Source organism: Legionella sp. PATHC039, from assembly GCF_026191275.1.
Taxonomy (GTDB): domain Bacteria; phylum Pseudomonadota; class Gammaproteobacteria; order Legionellales; family Legionellaceae; genus Legionella; species Legionella pneumophila.
In genome coordinates, this window is the sequence record NZ_JAPHOP010000001.1 from 3,207,620 (window position 1) to 3,221,557 (window position 13,938).

Sequence of the window (13,938 nt, forward strand, 5' to 3'; positions counted from 1 at the left end):
ATACCATAAAGAGAATATCAGCGAACGATATTATAAAATAGTTGGTCGAGTTATACTGTCCTCATCGTCTTTACCAGTCATACTCATGATGTCTTTAAATCTATTTTCAAATGTTTTTACAGCGTTTGCTTCCATGACATTTCGAGCCGGATAAGGTAATGCTTCTGAGGCTAATTCAAGGCATCGGGCTTTAATTTCTGATATGGAGTTCAAACCAAATGCATTACTGGTTGCTAATCCCTTATTAAAGTATGCGTTGTGAATTTCTCGTTCAGAATCTGTCTCTAACAATTGTGCCAAATGAAGTTGTCCCCAGCATTCTTTATAACATTCAATGCTTTCTGCTTTAAGATCCAGGCGCAGATAAAATCCAGCAAGATAAAAATACGCATTAGCAAGCAATAAGCACCCTGGCGTTTTGTGTTCTTGTATTTGAGTACTTTGGCTAGTTATAAAATTGTATAAAAGGTCGATATTTTCTCTTTTGGTGTCATTCTTACAAGCACCAATTAAGAACGTCAAAATTTCCTGTGCCGCATAAAAGCAATTAAATGTTGTGAAGGCAAGATTAAGATAATCATAATAACTACTGACTTCTTTTTGTTTTTCCTTTAATGCCGCTAAATATAAAACATATCCACAATAGAAATCAGCTCTTGATTGCGGATCCGGGTTTCTAAATTGAAAAGTATGATTTTTTTCTAATCGCAATTTATTAAATTTATTTACCCAGAATGGTTTTAATTCATCACTATCCAGTAGCGTTTTAACTTTGTTGTCACTAGTGGCTTTGAGCATGGCTAAATCAAATGGTTTTAACCTGGATAGAGTCGCAATCACATTATCTGTGATGCCTTCATCACAAATTAATTTTTGCACATCCTTCATAAAATGGGGCATAAACTTTCCTTTTACCATATCAAAATACCTGTATCGATTCTTTAATTTTATTATTTTCTTGTTTAGTCGCCAAGTCAGCACGACGTGAGCCAAAAAAACCTAATTCAGGGCAAGAGCGTGTTAAACACAGACGTGGTGTCTTAATATCAGAAAGAACGTCTAAATTATCTATTTGTGCTTGTACTGGATCAACAGTCTCAAATAATTCATCGACCTCTTCTTGAGCAATTAAATAGCCGAGTCCTATATTCTCTAATAAATGATCTACAGCATTTTTGAGTGTAAAGCACTCTTTTAATAGCTTTTGCGCTTCTACTATTGTTCGATAGTTATCGGAATCTTCTATATTATCACATATTAATTGATTTTCTTCTCTTGCGACAATGGAATCTAAAATATCCTTTGGATCTCTGGATTCTGATTGTCGCTTATAAGCAGAATCTGGATTTTTGATTAGCCACTTAGGTAGTGGTTCTTCCTCATGCTTTTCTTTAAATTCCTTTTCCTTTTTTAACAGACTGTATTTCCCATAACGATATTCTCCAATATCAACGGCATTGCCGTATTTGCCGCCTTTAATAAAAATATCGTCTGTAACAGAACCAAATTTAGTATAAACGACTCCAACGTCTAATACACTGATAATTGCTGAGCCATTGTTTCTCATGCCCATGTCGTCCATTCGACAAACGTATTTACAGTTTTGCTTTAAAGCCAGCAATTCATGCGGCTCACACCAAGGATATATTTCGATGTAAGGATTATTAAGAACAGCGCCTTCTTCTTTAACTTTTGCATTTAACTCCCTAACCAAATTTTTCCAATAATCTCTGCGCTGGTTATTAGTAAATTTACTATCATAGGGATATATTTTCTGATATGTTTTGACCGCTGTTTTCCCAAATCTTTCAACAACTATTTGCTTCATTAAACCTTTATCTTGTGGGTCACCAGCCAGTTTTACAACAGGTACTCGTTTTATTTTTTCATGAATAGAAAGAGAGTTATCTTGGATCAATTGAGCCAGCTTTAACGCTTCTTCAAACCCTTTGCCAGGACGAATCGTACCGAAAGATAAGATATTAGGGGCCTTGGCTACTACATCCAATGGATGATCCGGCTCAGTACTTAATTTTTGTGATGCAACGGTTAATCCTGATTTTCCTTTTAAATCATATTTTTGAACCGGGTATTTATCTAAGTCAAAATCTTCCCCAACTTCTCTTATTTTTTTTGCAACACCAGTCGGTTCAGTTGTATTGCGCTTATCACAATCACCATAAGTAGCGGCAATAATAGCATTTTCTCTATCTGTTGCATTAAAGAATTGCACACTGTTTGCCTGGCGCATTAAATCATGAGTATATTGTTGTAAATAACGTCGAGTGTAGTTCTGTTTATATTCATGGATGGTGATATTGACTTTAATACCTGCCTCTTGAAATTTTTTGATGTCTTCTGGAGTAATAAAGACCCCGCAATCTGGTGGACGAATATGAATATCAAGATGAGTATCCTCATCAATGGGTTTCATTTTGGTAATAATGTTTTCAATCACTTCAGGTTTTATCGGGTCACGTCGGTTTGCCTGATAGGCTAAATGAAACCCTTCACTTGCAGAGAGTTTCCTTTTACTGTAAAAACCGCCAAGCTTTTCATTTGCAGACAGGTAAGGTTCTTGGTGATTTGCAATTAAAGTTTGTAATTCTGAAATTAACTTGTTTCTACAATCCTCTTTATTGGTGATAATATCCTGGGTGTTTTTCAGTCTGTTTTTAACATTTGTATAAGATTCAATTGCCTTTTCAACATTCTGAATTGATAATGCCTTGATAAAGGTTTGTTGGTCATAAGTGGTGCTAAATCCATCGTTGAAAATAATATTGATAAATTTTAATTTATCATCTTGTTCTTCTGCTTCATTTAGCGCTTTAAAGCTATTGGGATACTTGTCTGATACAGCCTGACGAATGCTGTTAAGTACCTCTAACTCTTTGATAATGTTTTCAACGGATTCTTTTAATCCATTAAAGTCATAAAAATTTCTGAAACTTTTATCATGCTCTAAATCATAAGGTAAACTGTTGCTATGGAAGTCATAGCTGTACTCTCTAACTCCAGTCAGTTTATCTGTTAATTTTTCCAGCTCTTTTAGATTGACAGGACCAGTAAACTGGCTTTTAAGTGCTTTAAAATTATTGAGCGCATTTTCATGTCTACTTAAAAAATTAGAATTAAATAAATGGGCCTCAATATATTCATTTAAGGTACAATAATCCTGAATATTCTCTTTGTTTTCCTTATATAATTTAACCAAAAAAGCTAATTTGGATTTTTGTTTCTTAATTTTACTCAGCTCAGCATTATTATCTTCTATAGCTTTTTCTAATTTGACTTTTTTCGTATCCAAAGAGCTAATTATTTCATCAACTTTTGACTCATCAAATTGGATAGGTTTTTGAGAGTAAATATCCATTATTGTAAGTGATTGCAGGCTGTTATCATGCTTTACAATAATTTTTGGCGTTCTGGGGCTAGCTGTTTTGTTATTTACTTCCTGTGCTTTTTCTGGAGATGAAACAGCATCTTTTAATTTATAACCGCTTATGATTGTATTTTCGTTAGCGACTGGCTGTAATATTATCGCGCTTGGTATCGTTTCTTCCGGTATGGAAGTAGTTCCTGTTGGGAATGGGATAGAGTAATCACCTTTGTCTTTTTTTAACCATTTACAGGGTATATGTTCGTAATTTTCAGCAAAACCCAATTCTAAAGAGGCCGCGTATTGCCCATCACCAGTTTTTGCCTCTTCATCAAAAGGTGCGGTTAATAAGTATATTTTAGTCATAAATTACTCTAGTAAAATTTTTGTCATGGTGAATATCTTACATTAAGATTATTAAATGAACATTAAGAGGTATAATTGCAAAATATAATCAGGAATAAAAACATGATAATATCTTGATAAAATTATGAGTTTTTTGACTTAATTGCATAAATAGAACTTGAAAAAAGCAATTATTTATAATTTAGAGCATTAATATGGGTTAGATCCATCAAAAGTAATTCAGCAGGTGCATGTCCTGTAGTATGGAAATTACTTTCTGTAAAAAAACTTTCTAGCATCGTGGCTAGGGCTTTGGGAGAAAATCTATGAAACCGCCATCCAGAAAACTAGGCTATTGGGAAGAATTATGTCAATGGGGAAATGATAAAGATCATGGGAATGGTTTAATCGCTGCTGTTGCAAAAATCACTGTTTCAGATTTGGATTTGGAGCGTTTAACCAACGCGATCAGGTTATTACAAATCCAGCAGCCATTGCTTAGAGCAAAAGTAATCAAAAGCAATCAACAGTGTCAATTTAATGTAGAGGAAGGTGATGCTGTTTATTTACCATTTCAAATCATAAAAAGGACTTCAAACTCTGTATGGAAAGAGGTGATTGAATTAGAATTAAATCGACCTCCTCGCAATCAAGATTATCAATGGCGAACAGTTCTTATTTATAACCAACATGGTAATTCTCATGAAATCCTGTTAATCGCAGGACATAATATTGGAGATGGTGTCTCGGTAGCCTATTTTTTCGATACTCTCTTTAGAGTTTACCAGAAAAGTGATTCAAATCCATCCTTCCCTCTCTATCCTCCTGTTGAGGAACTGGTGCAACACAAAAAAGGGCAAAAATCTTCTCTGCCTCCTGCATTTTTGCCTACTCCGATTTATTACCAAAACTATGTCCCTCCTGGCGAGCGAATAACAAAAAATCATTATTATCCTGTTACAGTGAAACAAACCGGAGCGCTTCTGGCTTTTAGTAAAAATCACAACTTTTCTCTGAATGCATTAATTAATGCGCTGTCCCTAATGACATTAACAAAAATTCTCGATCGGCCTTTAGATACAACACTACACACCCCGGTTAATTTAAGGAAGTGGTGTATACCTTTGATTCCGGATGACTATTTTGGCTGCTATGTGTCTGTGGTGACTACGTATCATAAACAAGTCAGTATAGAATCAGATATTATAGAGCTTGCCAGGGATTATGATCATCAGTTAAAACAAGAGCGATTGCCTGGTGACGCTGTATTCCCGGTTCATCACAGTAAGCAGGATATTATTGATGCTCTGTCATCATGGGAAGGTCATAGGGATCGCTTTTCAATGGGAGTGACCGTAACCAATATTGGTTTGTTACCTTTTAATACTCAATATGGTCATTTGAAATGGGAAAAAAGCTATTTTTGTACATCCCGGCAAAATGCAGACATACCTGTTTTGCTAAATGTTCTTACTCTTAATGATCAACTCATGTTTTGTTTTACCTTCACAGAACCAATGTGTGGTTCTGTGTTTCAGGAGAATTATGTAAAAAATTTTATATCCAATATGGGGAAGTTAACAGACTGTTAGGTCAACGCTTCTTCGCTATCCATGTCTGAGTTTCTCGATTCAGTGGTTAATCGGCTAAAATGCCATGAGAAAAAGAGGGCTCCAATTCCTGAGCCTATTAATCCCAGTGGAAGAGCGTCAAGATTCCTTGCCAACAAATAGCCGGTTAGAATAGTTAAAAGAGAGGGGCCGATTAAACGTATGGTATTCATAAAAGCCATAACTATTCCTGCATTTTGCTTAAAATCCGTTAGGGCGATGGAGATGGTTGGAGCGGCACTGACACTAATTCCCAAGTTGGCAATTAATGAAAATGATAATGCTAACAGACTAAACCCAAACAATTTGGAAGTAACCAACATCGCTGTACCACCAAAGACAATGAACCAGTTCCCCAAATAGATGGTGGTTATAATGGGTAATCGGTCACGAAGCCAAATACCCAGATAGTTTCCAAAAATAATATTTAAACCATTCAGAATAAAAATAAGTCCATAGGCAAGTGGAGAGTAATTCAGTACCTCGATAATAAGGTAAGAGGAATTAATTACAGTGAGCATGACAGCAGAAATGCCAAACATTAAAATAAATGATGCACACCATAGAGAGGGTATATTAAGTATAGACTTATATTTCTGGAGTATTTTTTTTACCGAGAATTTCTCCTGGGGAGGCGTCCAGAAAGGGGACTCTAACAAGGAGAGTTTGGTTTGTATCAATAGAATAAAGGCAACGATTGCCATGACTATAAAATTGGCTTGCCAGCCAAAATGATGAAAGATAAGAGCACCAATTACCGGGGCTATAATCGGTGAAACTGAAACGGTCATGGAAATATAGGACAGCACTTTGGCGCGAACAATCGTGTCTTCAAAATCACGTGCTGCGGAATAGGCAATGAGATTTGCGCAGCATAAGGCGAATCCTTGTAGGGCACGACCGCAAATAAGCATGGTGATATTCGGCGCAAAAGCACACATTAAACTGCCAATTAAGGCTAATAAAAGGTTTCCAGGAAGTAGGCGCCGGCGCCCAAAATGGTCTATAAGTGGTCCCCATAGAAGATGAGTGATGCCATAAACTAGCAAATAAATACTTAGGGTTAATTGCCCCATACTTGGGGTAATATTAAAATAATTCGTTATGAAAGGCAGTGATGGTTGATAAAGATCAAATGTAAGCAAAGAAAACGCAGAAAGCAAACCAAGGAATATAATGGAATTATGTGATTTAGGCATATAAAAAATCATTCACCAAAAATTATGCGATTGTAACCAAATTCAGCTTGCATTTGAAAGGAAATATTAAAGCAAGTTGGCAACTGCCGACTTGCTTTACTCTGGGACAGATCGCTTTTCTTCAAAAAAAGTCACCTTACCTGTTTTAATATCATGAATACCCGCTACAATCCCAATTTGTTTATTCTTAACTAATTCATTTAAAATAGGGCTTTGCTCTAGTATATTTTTTACAACATGCAGGGCATTGGCTTTAGCCATGCCATCAATCAGTTTGGGGTCAGAGCAATTATCAATACCCGTACTTTCCATGCTAGGTTTTACAACAGGCTGGATTTTATTTATAACATCAGTCAAATGCCCTAATTTAACATCTTTGCATGCTCCTGCAACAGCACCACAGGAGGTGTGAGCCAAGACAACTACCAAACGTGCTCCCACTACTTTTGTTGCAAATTCCATACTTCCTAAAATGTCATCGTTGAGAACATTGCCGGCAACACGTAAGGTAAACAGGTCTGCCAATCCTTGATCAAAAAAGAATTCAGGAACACTGCGCGAGTCCATACAATTCAAGATGACCGCAAAAGGGTATTGGCCATAAGCTGATTGCTTGGCTTGTTTTAGATAATCTCGTGCTAAAGGTTTATTACTTAGGAAGCGTTGATTACCGTCTTTTAAACGTTGTAATGCCTGCCTGGGGGTCATTTGTTGTTGTTTAGCCTGGGTCATGGTTTTCCCAAGTATGGGTATTTCTGTTGATGAGGCATAGGCTAGATGGCTGGGGTTACAAAAAATATTGCATAAGAAAGCAGCGATGAGCAGTTTTTTTGGCATTGGTTAACTCCTTGTTATGTTATTAATTTTCCTAAACTGTTATTTGCAATTATTGATTACTTCAAATAAATTCTCAATGAGCGTATCTGGATATTGATTGACAATGAGCGTATTTCGATCCTTTGAGTGTAAAAAGCCTTGATTAACAGCATAGTCTAAAAATTGCAAAAGGTAATCATAGTAACCAGAGGCATTGAGTACACAGCAAGGTTTCTTATGGTATCCCAATTGTACCAGGGTAAACATTTCAAAAAATTCATCCAGAGAACCTGACCCACCTGGCAGTAGAATGAACCCGTCCGACAATTTACACATCAATACTTTTCTTTCATACATAGAATTAACAACATGTAATTCCGTCAACCCATCATGTGCTTTTTCTGTGTCAACCAGAGATTTTGGTATAACACCAATGACATTAGAGCCATTTTTTAACATGCGATTGGCTATTATTCCCATCAAACCGCTCTTTGAGCCACCATAAACCATGGTAATACCATTACTGCTTAGGACATCGGCCATGTTTTCAGCTGATTGTTTATAAACTTCAGAATAACCAGTGTTAGATCCACAAAAGACAGCGAGTTTGTTTATTTTGGTATTATGGAGCATTTTAAAATTCCAGATGCAATGTTTTATTTATAACATGAAATGACGAAATACAGTTTATTTTTAATGAGTTAATGTTTTCACTATTAAAATTTATAGGATTTAATTTAATTGCCTCAACGCAAACCATTCTTATTCACCTGCGTAAAGACATTGATTTTTAGCATTTTCCTCACAGGCTTGAGTACAGTCACCATAATTTGTTTTTTCGCACTTGTTGATGCATTGATTATAAAATTTTTGGGCGCATAACTCCTGATCTGACTGTTGGTCTTGTATGTCTACTTCTGGGATATCTCCAGCTAAAACGGAAGAAAAAAATAATATTGATCCAATAAATACGAGGAATTTGCTCATGATCGCGTTTTCCCTGGTTTATTTAATCCAAAATAGATTAAATATTATACTATTAAATATAATAGGATTTAGGAAAAACTCCAAGGTCAAGGCGAAAAATGTTTTCTAGTGAAGGAGTATATATAAACTGATTTATTGAATTAAATTCGTTTTTATAATAAAAATAGATTGAGATTTTGTGTGGGCATCTATAATTTTTTCTGAAAATATTTCCAGTGATTAAAATCTGCCATGACAAAATATTTCGATTTAAAAAAAATTTTCTGCCTTGGTAAAGAGTCGCTATCCAAGCCAGAGATGTTTTATTTAAGTTTATCGATACAAAGTCATATCCTCTTATAATAAGCTTAATTGATTTTGTTTCAATTCTTTTTGGCAGGAAGGCTTAGAGGTGGTTTTTTTATCCTGTGGCGCAAACCATAGAATTGCGCATTTGTCTTTGTACTTAACATAGTGCGCTTTATCAATTCTGCTCATGTATTTTTTATTGGCGTACGCATTGTAATTATTTTCAGTAGAGGCTGCTTTTTCAAATTTTTTTTGGAAATGGTTTAATTTATCAGCTAAAAATAGAGCCTCTTTCGAATTATCCCATGGTGATGTCAAAGTTTGAGTAATTATATTAGGGCAGGTAAAGGTTTCGTCAAATGAATCAAATAGAATGCTCCATAAACTGAATGATTCGTATTGGCCATGGATTTGAGAGATTTTTTTAATGAATTCGCAGACTGTATTGCTGTGAAGCTTTAATTGTCCGGTTTTTCTGGCTTCTTCCAGAATAAAAAATTGGATGGTATGCGCCCATTTCCCATGCTTGGGGCCTGCGCCAAGATCAGCGGATAAGTAACCCTGTTTTAGAAGAACATTATTGAATAAGTCTGAAGTTAATTCACCATATAAAATCGGAGTGTGATTGGGGAAATGAAAATTGGGGCTGGTTTCATAAGGTATCTTATCATTAGGCGGAGCTTCGTGGTTAAAATGATTTTTACTTCCCCAGTCATCAAAAAATTGTCTTAATGTTTTTTTCTCAGGTTGGTTAAACTGATAAAATTGTGTCACCAATTTTTTTAAACCTTGTAAAACCAGCTCTTCATTACAAAAGAATTGGCATATAGACTTGGCATCTTCTTTCAAGGATTTTTCTAATGTTTCGTATCCAAAAGAATCCAGGTGTTGCTCATAATCATTGGTATCTGTCTCTCCATTTCGAATAAGTTCTACTGTCATAGTGATGCCTCCAGCTGCTGTATGAGTTATTGTCAAATACCGATTTGAGAATTATTTGAGGGGCTTAATTCCTTTTTTGGACTAAAGGATTATTAATTAATCATAAACTGATGAAAAAAGAAAGGGGTATTTTCTTGCTCTTAAATTGCGGTCTGCTCATTTCGTGATAAAATATAAGTCCAACATTAGGGGTGCCAATTGATAAGTTGGCTGAGAGGATCACCCAACCCTTTGAACCTGATCTCATTAGTCTGAGCGGAGGAAAATGTGTCAATTGTTATTTTTTCTGGAATAGTTGCTTTTATTACCTCGTTTATTGGACTTTTACCGCAAATCGTTAAATCCTTAAAAACCAAATCAACTGAAGATCTTTCCATGATGATGTTAGTGAATTATCTAATTTGTTCGCTGGCCTGGATCATTTATGGAAGCAGCACAAACTCATTTTTTGTAACGAGTTCCAATGTAGTGGGTTTGATAGTGAGTTTTGTGCTGATTTTATTAAAAAGACGTTATGATGCTAGATGTAATTAACTTTAAAAACTATCGTTCTATTTTATGTCTTAATGGTGATTTGCCTGCTCCTTCCTTTTTTCATAAAAGAAAGCTGCCGGTTATTGCTGCTGATGGTGCCGCTAATGTGTTATGTAATCTTGGTGTCTTTCCTGACTTAATTACTGGAGATCTGGATTCTATTCAGCCTGCTTTGTTGGAAAACCGTTCTTTTCTTCATTTACCAGATCAAGGGAGTACGGATTATCAAAAGGCCATGCATTATTTACAGGCTCATGATCTATTGCCTGCTATCGTTGTAGGGATAAATGGTGGGTATTTGGATCACATTCTGAATAACATCAACATTTTTATGGATACAAACTGCCTTTTATATTCGCCTCCCATCAAAGGTTTTGTTGTTAATGAAAAATTGAGGGTTAATTTTATTTTACCTGTCCAGACTAAAATCTCGTTAATAGGTATTCCTGAGGTTGTCCTGTCTTCTGAGGGTTTGAAGTGGGAGCTAAAGCACTCACACCTTTCGTTTCCTGGAAAAAATTCCTGTTTCAATCGAACACAAACAGCAGAAATTAGTTTGGAGGTTCACCAGGGCGCCGCCCTTGTTTTGATTTATGAAGATGCTATTGAGGATGCTGGAGTTTCCTCTTTATAAGGAATAAGGACTTACGCCCTCCCCAATCTCTTCCATTGCTGTAATCACTATCAGGTGAATTACCAAGTTAATGCTTACATGTTGAAATCCATTTGTCTCCATGCTTCGTACAATATGATTGCTACAGCATTTGATAAGTTGAGACTACGATTATTTTCTCTCATGGGAATCCGTATTGTTGAATATTGGTTCAGTATTTGTTGAGGTAAACCGCAAGATTCGGGTCCAAATAATAAGATGTCATCTGTCTTATAATCGACGTCACTATACTTCACTTTTCCTTTTGCGCTACAGCACAATAATCGTCGTTTTGAATGAGACTGCAGGAATGTTTGCCAATTCTCATAATGCAATATTGAAGCCCATTGATGATAATCAAGACCTGCTCGTCGCATTTGTTTATCTTCCAAAGTAAAGCCTAATGGATGAATCAAATGTAGTTGAGCTCCACTATTGGCGCAGAGTCGAATAATATTGCCCGTGTTCGGTGGAATTTCTGGTTGATAAAGCGCAATATGGATCATGTGATTTTCCAGTAGCATTCTGGCTACCATTTTAATTGATTTATTCAAAGCCAGGAATAGAGTGGCAGGATGCAATTTTACTACATACTTTAAAAATCAAGCAGGGAGTAGATATATCTAATTTTTTACTCAACAGGCTGTCTGAATTCAACATAGCTACTACAATATTAGTATGCCATATGAAAGTTTTTGATGTCTGTTGGGTATGATCATTGTTGAATAGTTATTGAGTATTAAAAATTCAAATTAAACTGGGCCGGGAAGTTAAGGATTCATCATGGATAAGAATCATAATACAAAAAAAATCTTGTTTAAAAATCGTTTTGTCTTATTAGGATTTGGTTGCGTTGGTCAGGCATTAATGCCTTTAATCTTTGAGAAATTTGATATCAAACCATCGCAAGTGACAATCATTGCCGATGAAGGGGCAAGGGTTGAGGTTGCCCAAAAATACGGAGTTTTATTCAAGTTACAACAGATTACTCCTGATAATTACCTTGACGTGATTGGTAGTACTTTGGAAGAGAACGATTTTTTAATTGATGTATCAATCGGCATATCAAGTCTTGCTTTGATTATATTATGTAATCAAAAAGGAGCATTGTATATTAATGCCGCAACTGAGCCGTGGAAACAAGAATTTGTTATGGAGAAGATGGCGCTTAATCGCCGAACCAATTATTCTTTGCGTGAAGAAGTCCTTCGCTTAAAGGATAAAACTCAAAAAACAGCCTTAATTACTCACGGGGCTAATCCGGGTCTCGTTTCACATTTTATTAAAGAGGCCTTGTTGAATATTGCAAAAGATAATGGCCTTACTATTAACAGGCCTAAAAATGCAGCAGCATGGGCTAATCTTGCCATGACTTTGGGAATTAAAGTAATCCATGTTGCAGAGCAAGACTCTCAAGTTACCTATCCTCCAAAATCACCAGGCGAGTTCGTTAATACCTGGTCCGCTAATGGTCTGATTTTGGAAGGACTGCAACCTGCTGAAATCGGGTGGGGGACACATGAAGCTCATTGGCCCCATGACGCTTATTCTCATAGTAATGGACCACAATGCGCGATCTATCTGTCTCGCCCGAGCGCTAGTGTCATGGTTCGTTCATGGACTCCAACATTGGGGGCTTTTCACGGGTTTTTAATTACTCATGCAGAAACTATTTCACTTACCAATTTTTTAACATTAAAAAATGGATCTGAATTATTGTATAGGCCAACAGTTCACTATGCCTATAATCCTTGTCCAGATGCCAGGCTCTCCATTTTCGAATTAAAAAGTAATGAATGGAAACCACAAAACAAGAATCGCCTGATTTTAAACGAAATCATTGATGGATGTGATGAATTGGGTGTGTTGTTGATGGGTAATCAAAGAGGAGCGTATTGGTATGGTTCAACTCTTTCTATCCAGGAAGCAAGGCAAATTGCCCCCTATAATAATGCAACCAGTTTACAAGTTGTTGCCAGTATGATTTCAGGAATAATCTGGGCAATAGAACATCCTGATGAGGGTATAGTAGAACCAGAGGAAGTTGATCATCAATACATTATTGATATTGCCAAACCGTATCTTGGAAAAGTCGGTGGTTATTACACGGATTGGACCCCCTTAAAAAATAGAGGGGAGCTATATCCTGAAGAAGTGGACTTATCTGATCCCTGGCAATTTTTCAATATAAGAGTTAATTAAAAGGAGTAACGTACTGTAATAATTAGCATTAATCAATGAACTATACATTATCATACCAGTCCAATTAACTGGACTGGTGACTCAGTAGCATTGATTATTTTCCATGGTAAAGCAAGGGTCCAGGCGCCAATGGGTGGCATGGAATTCGCATTGGCAACGTTTTCAATAATATATTTACCTGCTTGTAATAAGAGTTGATGCACAGGGTAACCTGATTCTGCAGTATCTGGAGAAAGTGTGTCTATCCCAATGCCAGCAATATTTCTTTCCAGCAATAATTGGGCTGCGTAGGCACTAATGCTTGGAAAAACCAAATTGTTGCGATATTTGTCAGTATTAGGCCAATGTATCTCCCAGCCAGTATAAAAAAGCACAAACACATTTTTTTTTAACCTCCCATATCTGGCTTCGAAATCCAGAATATCCTGTTTTGTAATTTGATAATGTTCATCCGTTTGATGACTAACATTAATCAGCACACTTTGTGTGAGCAGGTAATTACGGTGCAGATCGAGATCAGTAATAGAGGCGGCCCCTGGAATACAATGAGCCGGAGCATCCATATGGGTTCCAATCCCCAAGGGTGACTGTATTTGCTGAACTCTGAATTTGATTTCCGATGTACAGTCTTCATAATCAATAAAATTACTATGGATAAATCCACAATCCAGATCCCAACCAGGGGAGTCAGGTGAAACAGGGTGTGTTAAATCGATTATTTGAAAAGGAAATTTCATAGTCATTTGAGAGAGCGATGGATTATTTCAATTAAATTATCATAAAAAGAATCAGGATCAATGAAACTAATTTTTAATTTAGGTTTTGCAAAAGAGTGTCAGTTTGTTTTTTTATTATAATAATGATCATTCAAGCTAATAATTAACAATTTTATTCAAATTTTACATAATTATGGATTAGTATTGAAATATCCATTGGAATTATTTTAGGCGCTGTCATAGGAAGTTTAAATTCACCGGGTAT

The 13,938-nt window shown here is 36.1% G+C and carries 13 protein-coding genes and 1 riboswitch; of the genes, 4 read left to right on the forward strand and 9 right to left on the reverse strand.

What is annotated here, in order from left to right:
• Positions 1 to 30: 30 nt before the first annotated feature.
• Positions 31 to 918 carry a Dot/Icm T4SS effector metaeffector MesI gene (mesI, locus tag OQI99_RS14590; RefSeq protein ID WP_080447316.1) on the reverse strand — a complete coding sequence of 296 codons (888 nt, stop codon included), beginning with the start codon at positions 916 to 918 and terminating at the stop codon, positions 31 to 33.
• 1 nt (position 919) lies between these two features.
• Positions 920 to 3,748 carry a Dot/Icm T4SS effector Ceg32/SidI gene (gene ceg32, locus OQI99_RS14595; RefSeq protein WP_061513342.1) on the reverse strand — a complete coding sequence of 943 codons (2,829 nt, stop codon included), beginning with the start codon at positions 3,746 to 3,748 and terminating at the stop codon, positions 920 to 922.
• Between the two features lie 305 nt (positions 3,749 to 4,053).
• On the opposite strand from ceg32, the gene OQI99_RS14600 reads away from it, so the two are divergent.
• Positions 4,054 to 5,319: a phthiocerol/phthiodiolone dimycocerosyl transferase family protein gene (locus tag OQI99_RS14600; RefSeq protein WP_061513341.1), complete on the forward strand. Its 1,266-nt coding sequence runs from the start codon at positions 4,054 to 4,056 to the stop codon at positions 5,317 to 5,319.
• On the opposite strand, the gene OQI99_RS14605 is transcribed toward OQI99_RS14600, so the two are convergent.
• The 5 genes from OQI99_RS14605 to OQI99_RS14625 all read right to left on the reverse strand — a co-directional run bounded on the left by OQI99_RS14605 (position 5,316) and on the right by OQI99_RS14625 (position 9,605).
• Positions 5,316 to 6,536 carry a multidrug effflux MFS transporter gene (locus tag OQI99_RS14605; RefSeq protein ID WP_265732250.1) on the reverse strand — a complete coding sequence of 407 codons (1,221 nt, stop codon included), beginning with the start codon at positions 6,534 to 6,536 and terminating at the stop codon, positions 5,316 to 5,318. The two genes, OQI99_RS14600 and OQI99_RS14605, sit on opposite strands and share 4 nt — an antisense overlap.
• A 96-nt stretch (positions 6,537 to 6,632) precedes the next feature.
• Positions 6,633 to 7,373, reverse strand: a complete 741-nt coding sequence (locus tag OQI99_RS14610; protein WP_061513339.1) for a carbonic anhydrase — start codon at positions 7,371 to 7,373, stop codon at positions 6,633 to 6,635.
• Between the two features lie 39 nt (positions 7,374 to 7,412).
• Positions 7,413 to 7,985: a TIGR00730 family Rossman fold protein gene (locus OQI99_RS14615; protein ID WP_061513338.1), complete on the reverse strand. Its 573-nt coding sequence runs from the start codon at positions 7,983 to 7,985 to the stop codon at positions 7,413 to 7,415.
• Positions 7,986 to 8,114: 129 nt separating this feature from the next.
• The gene (locus OQI99_RS14620; protein WP_011947421.1) at positions 8,115 to 8,339 is read right to left on the reverse strand and encodes a hypothetical protein; all 225 of its coding nucleotides are present in this window, start codon (positions 8,337 to 8,339) and stop codon (positions 8,115 to 8,117) included.
• A 336-nt stretch (positions 8,340 to 8,675) separates the two neighbouring features.
• Positions 8,676 to 9,605, reverse strand: a complete 930-nt coding sequence (locus OQI99_RS14625) for a LirA/MavJ family T4SS effector (RefSeq protein ID WP_265732251.1) — start codon at positions 9,603 to 9,605, stop codon at positions 8,676 to 8,678.
• A 141-nt stretch (positions 9,606 to 9,746) separates the two neighbouring features.
• Positions 9,747 to 9,850, forward strand: a riboswitch (TPP riboswitch).
• Between OQI99_RS14625 and OQI99_RS14630 the strand changes: the two genes are divergently transcribed.
• Together OQI99_RS14630 and OQI99_RS14635 are read left to right on the forward strand one after the other, a co-directional pair.
• Positions 9,837 to 10,103 (forward strand): SemiSWEET family sugar transporter, encoded by a 267-nt coding sequence (locus OQI99_RS14630; RefSeq protein WP_061513336.1) that lies wholly within the window; start codon positions 9,837 to 9,839, stop codon positions 10,101 to 10,103. Its footprint overlaps the riboswitch before it by 14 nt.
• Positions 10,087 to 10,737 carry a thiamine diphosphokinase gene (locus OQI99_RS14635; protein ID WP_061513335.1) on the forward strand — a complete coding sequence of 217 codons (651 nt, stop codon included), beginning with the start codon at positions 10,087 to 10,089 and terminating at the stop codon, positions 10,735 to 10,737. Before OQI99_RS14630 ends, OQI99_RS14635 begins: the two co-directional genes overlap by 17 nt.
• 74 nt (positions 10,738 to 10,811) lie before the next feature.
• On the opposite strand, the gene trmL is transcribed toward OQI99_RS14635, so the two are convergent.
• Positions 10,812 to 11,261: a tRNA (uridine(34)/cytosine(34)/5-carboxymethylaminomethyluridine(34)-2'-O)-methyltransferase TrmL gene (gene trmL / locus OQI99_RS14640; protein WP_061513334.1), complete on the reverse strand. Its 450-nt coding sequence runs from the start codon at positions 11,259 to 11,261 to the stop codon at positions 10,812 to 10,814.
• A 277-nt stretch (positions 11,262 to 11,538) separates the two neighbouring features.
• Here trmL and OQI99_RS14645 point away from each other — a divergent pair, with 277 nt between their 5' ends.
• Positions 11,539 to 12,957 (forward strand): homospermidine synthase, encoded by a 1,419-nt coding sequence (locus tag OQI99_RS14645; RefSeq protein ID WP_061513333.1) that lies wholly within the window; start codon positions 11,539 to 11,541, stop codon positions 12,955 to 12,957.
• A 50-nt stretch (positions 12,958 to 13,007) separates the two neighbouring features.
• Here OQI99_RS14645 and OQI99_RS14650 read toward each other — a convergent pair whose 3' ends face one another.
• Positions 13,008 to 13,700 (reverse strand): cyclase family protein, encoded by a 693-nt coding sequence (locus OQI99_RS14650; protein ID WP_061513332.1) that lies wholly within the window; start codon positions 13,698 to 13,700, stop codon positions 13,008 to 13,010.
• Between the last annotated feature and the right edge of the window lie 238 nt (positions 13,701 to 13,938).

What these genes read in the sequence shown, in the direction of transcription:
- mesI (WP_080447316.1), bottom strand. Translation starts at nt 918, where the DNA reads ATGGTAAAAGGAAAGTTTATGCCCCATTTTATGAAGGATGTGCAAAAA.
- ceg32 (WP_061513342.1), bottom strand. Translation starts at nt 3,748, where the DNA reads ATGACTAAAATATACTTATTAACCGCACCTTTTGATGAAGAGGCAAAA.
- OQI99_RS14600 (WP_061513341.1), top strand. Translation starts at nt 4,054, where the DNA reads ATGAAACCGCCATCCAGAAAACTAGGCTATTGGGAAGAATTATGTCAA.
- OQI99_RS14605 (WP_265732250.1), bottom strand. Translation starts at nt 6,536, where the DNA reads ATGCCTAAATCACATAATTCCATTATATTCCTTGGTTTGCTTTCTGCG.
- OQI99_RS14610 (WP_061513339.1), bottom strand. Translation starts at nt 7,373, where the DNA reads ATGCCAAAAAAACTGCTCATCGCTGCTTTCTTATGCAATATTTTTTGT.
- OQI99_RS14615 (WP_061513338.1), bottom strand. Translation starts at nt 7,985, where the DNA reads ATGCTCCATAATACCAAAATAAACAAACTCGCTGTCTTTTGTGGATCT.
- OQI99_RS14620 (WP_011947421.1), bottom strand. Translation starts at nt 8,339, where the DNA reads ATGAGCAAATTCCTCGTATTTATTGGATCAATATTATTTTTTTCTTCC.
- OQI99_RS14635 (WP_061513335.1), top strand. Translation starts at nt 10,087, where the DNA reads ATGCTAGATGTAATTAACTTTAAAAACTATCGTTCTATTTTATGTCTT.
- trmL (WP_061513334.1), bottom strand. Translation starts at nt 11,261, where the DNA reads ATGATCCATATTGCGCTTTATCAACCAGAAATTCCACCGAACACGGGC.
- OQI99_RS14645 (WP_061513333.1), top strand. Translation starts at nt 11,539, where the DNA reads ATGGATAAGAATCATAATACAAAAAAAATCTTGTTTAAAAATCGTTTT.
- OQI99_RS14650 (WP_061513332.1), bottom strand. Translation starts at nt 13,700, where the DNA reads ATGACTATGAAATTTCCTTTTCAAATAATCGATTTAACACACCCTGTT.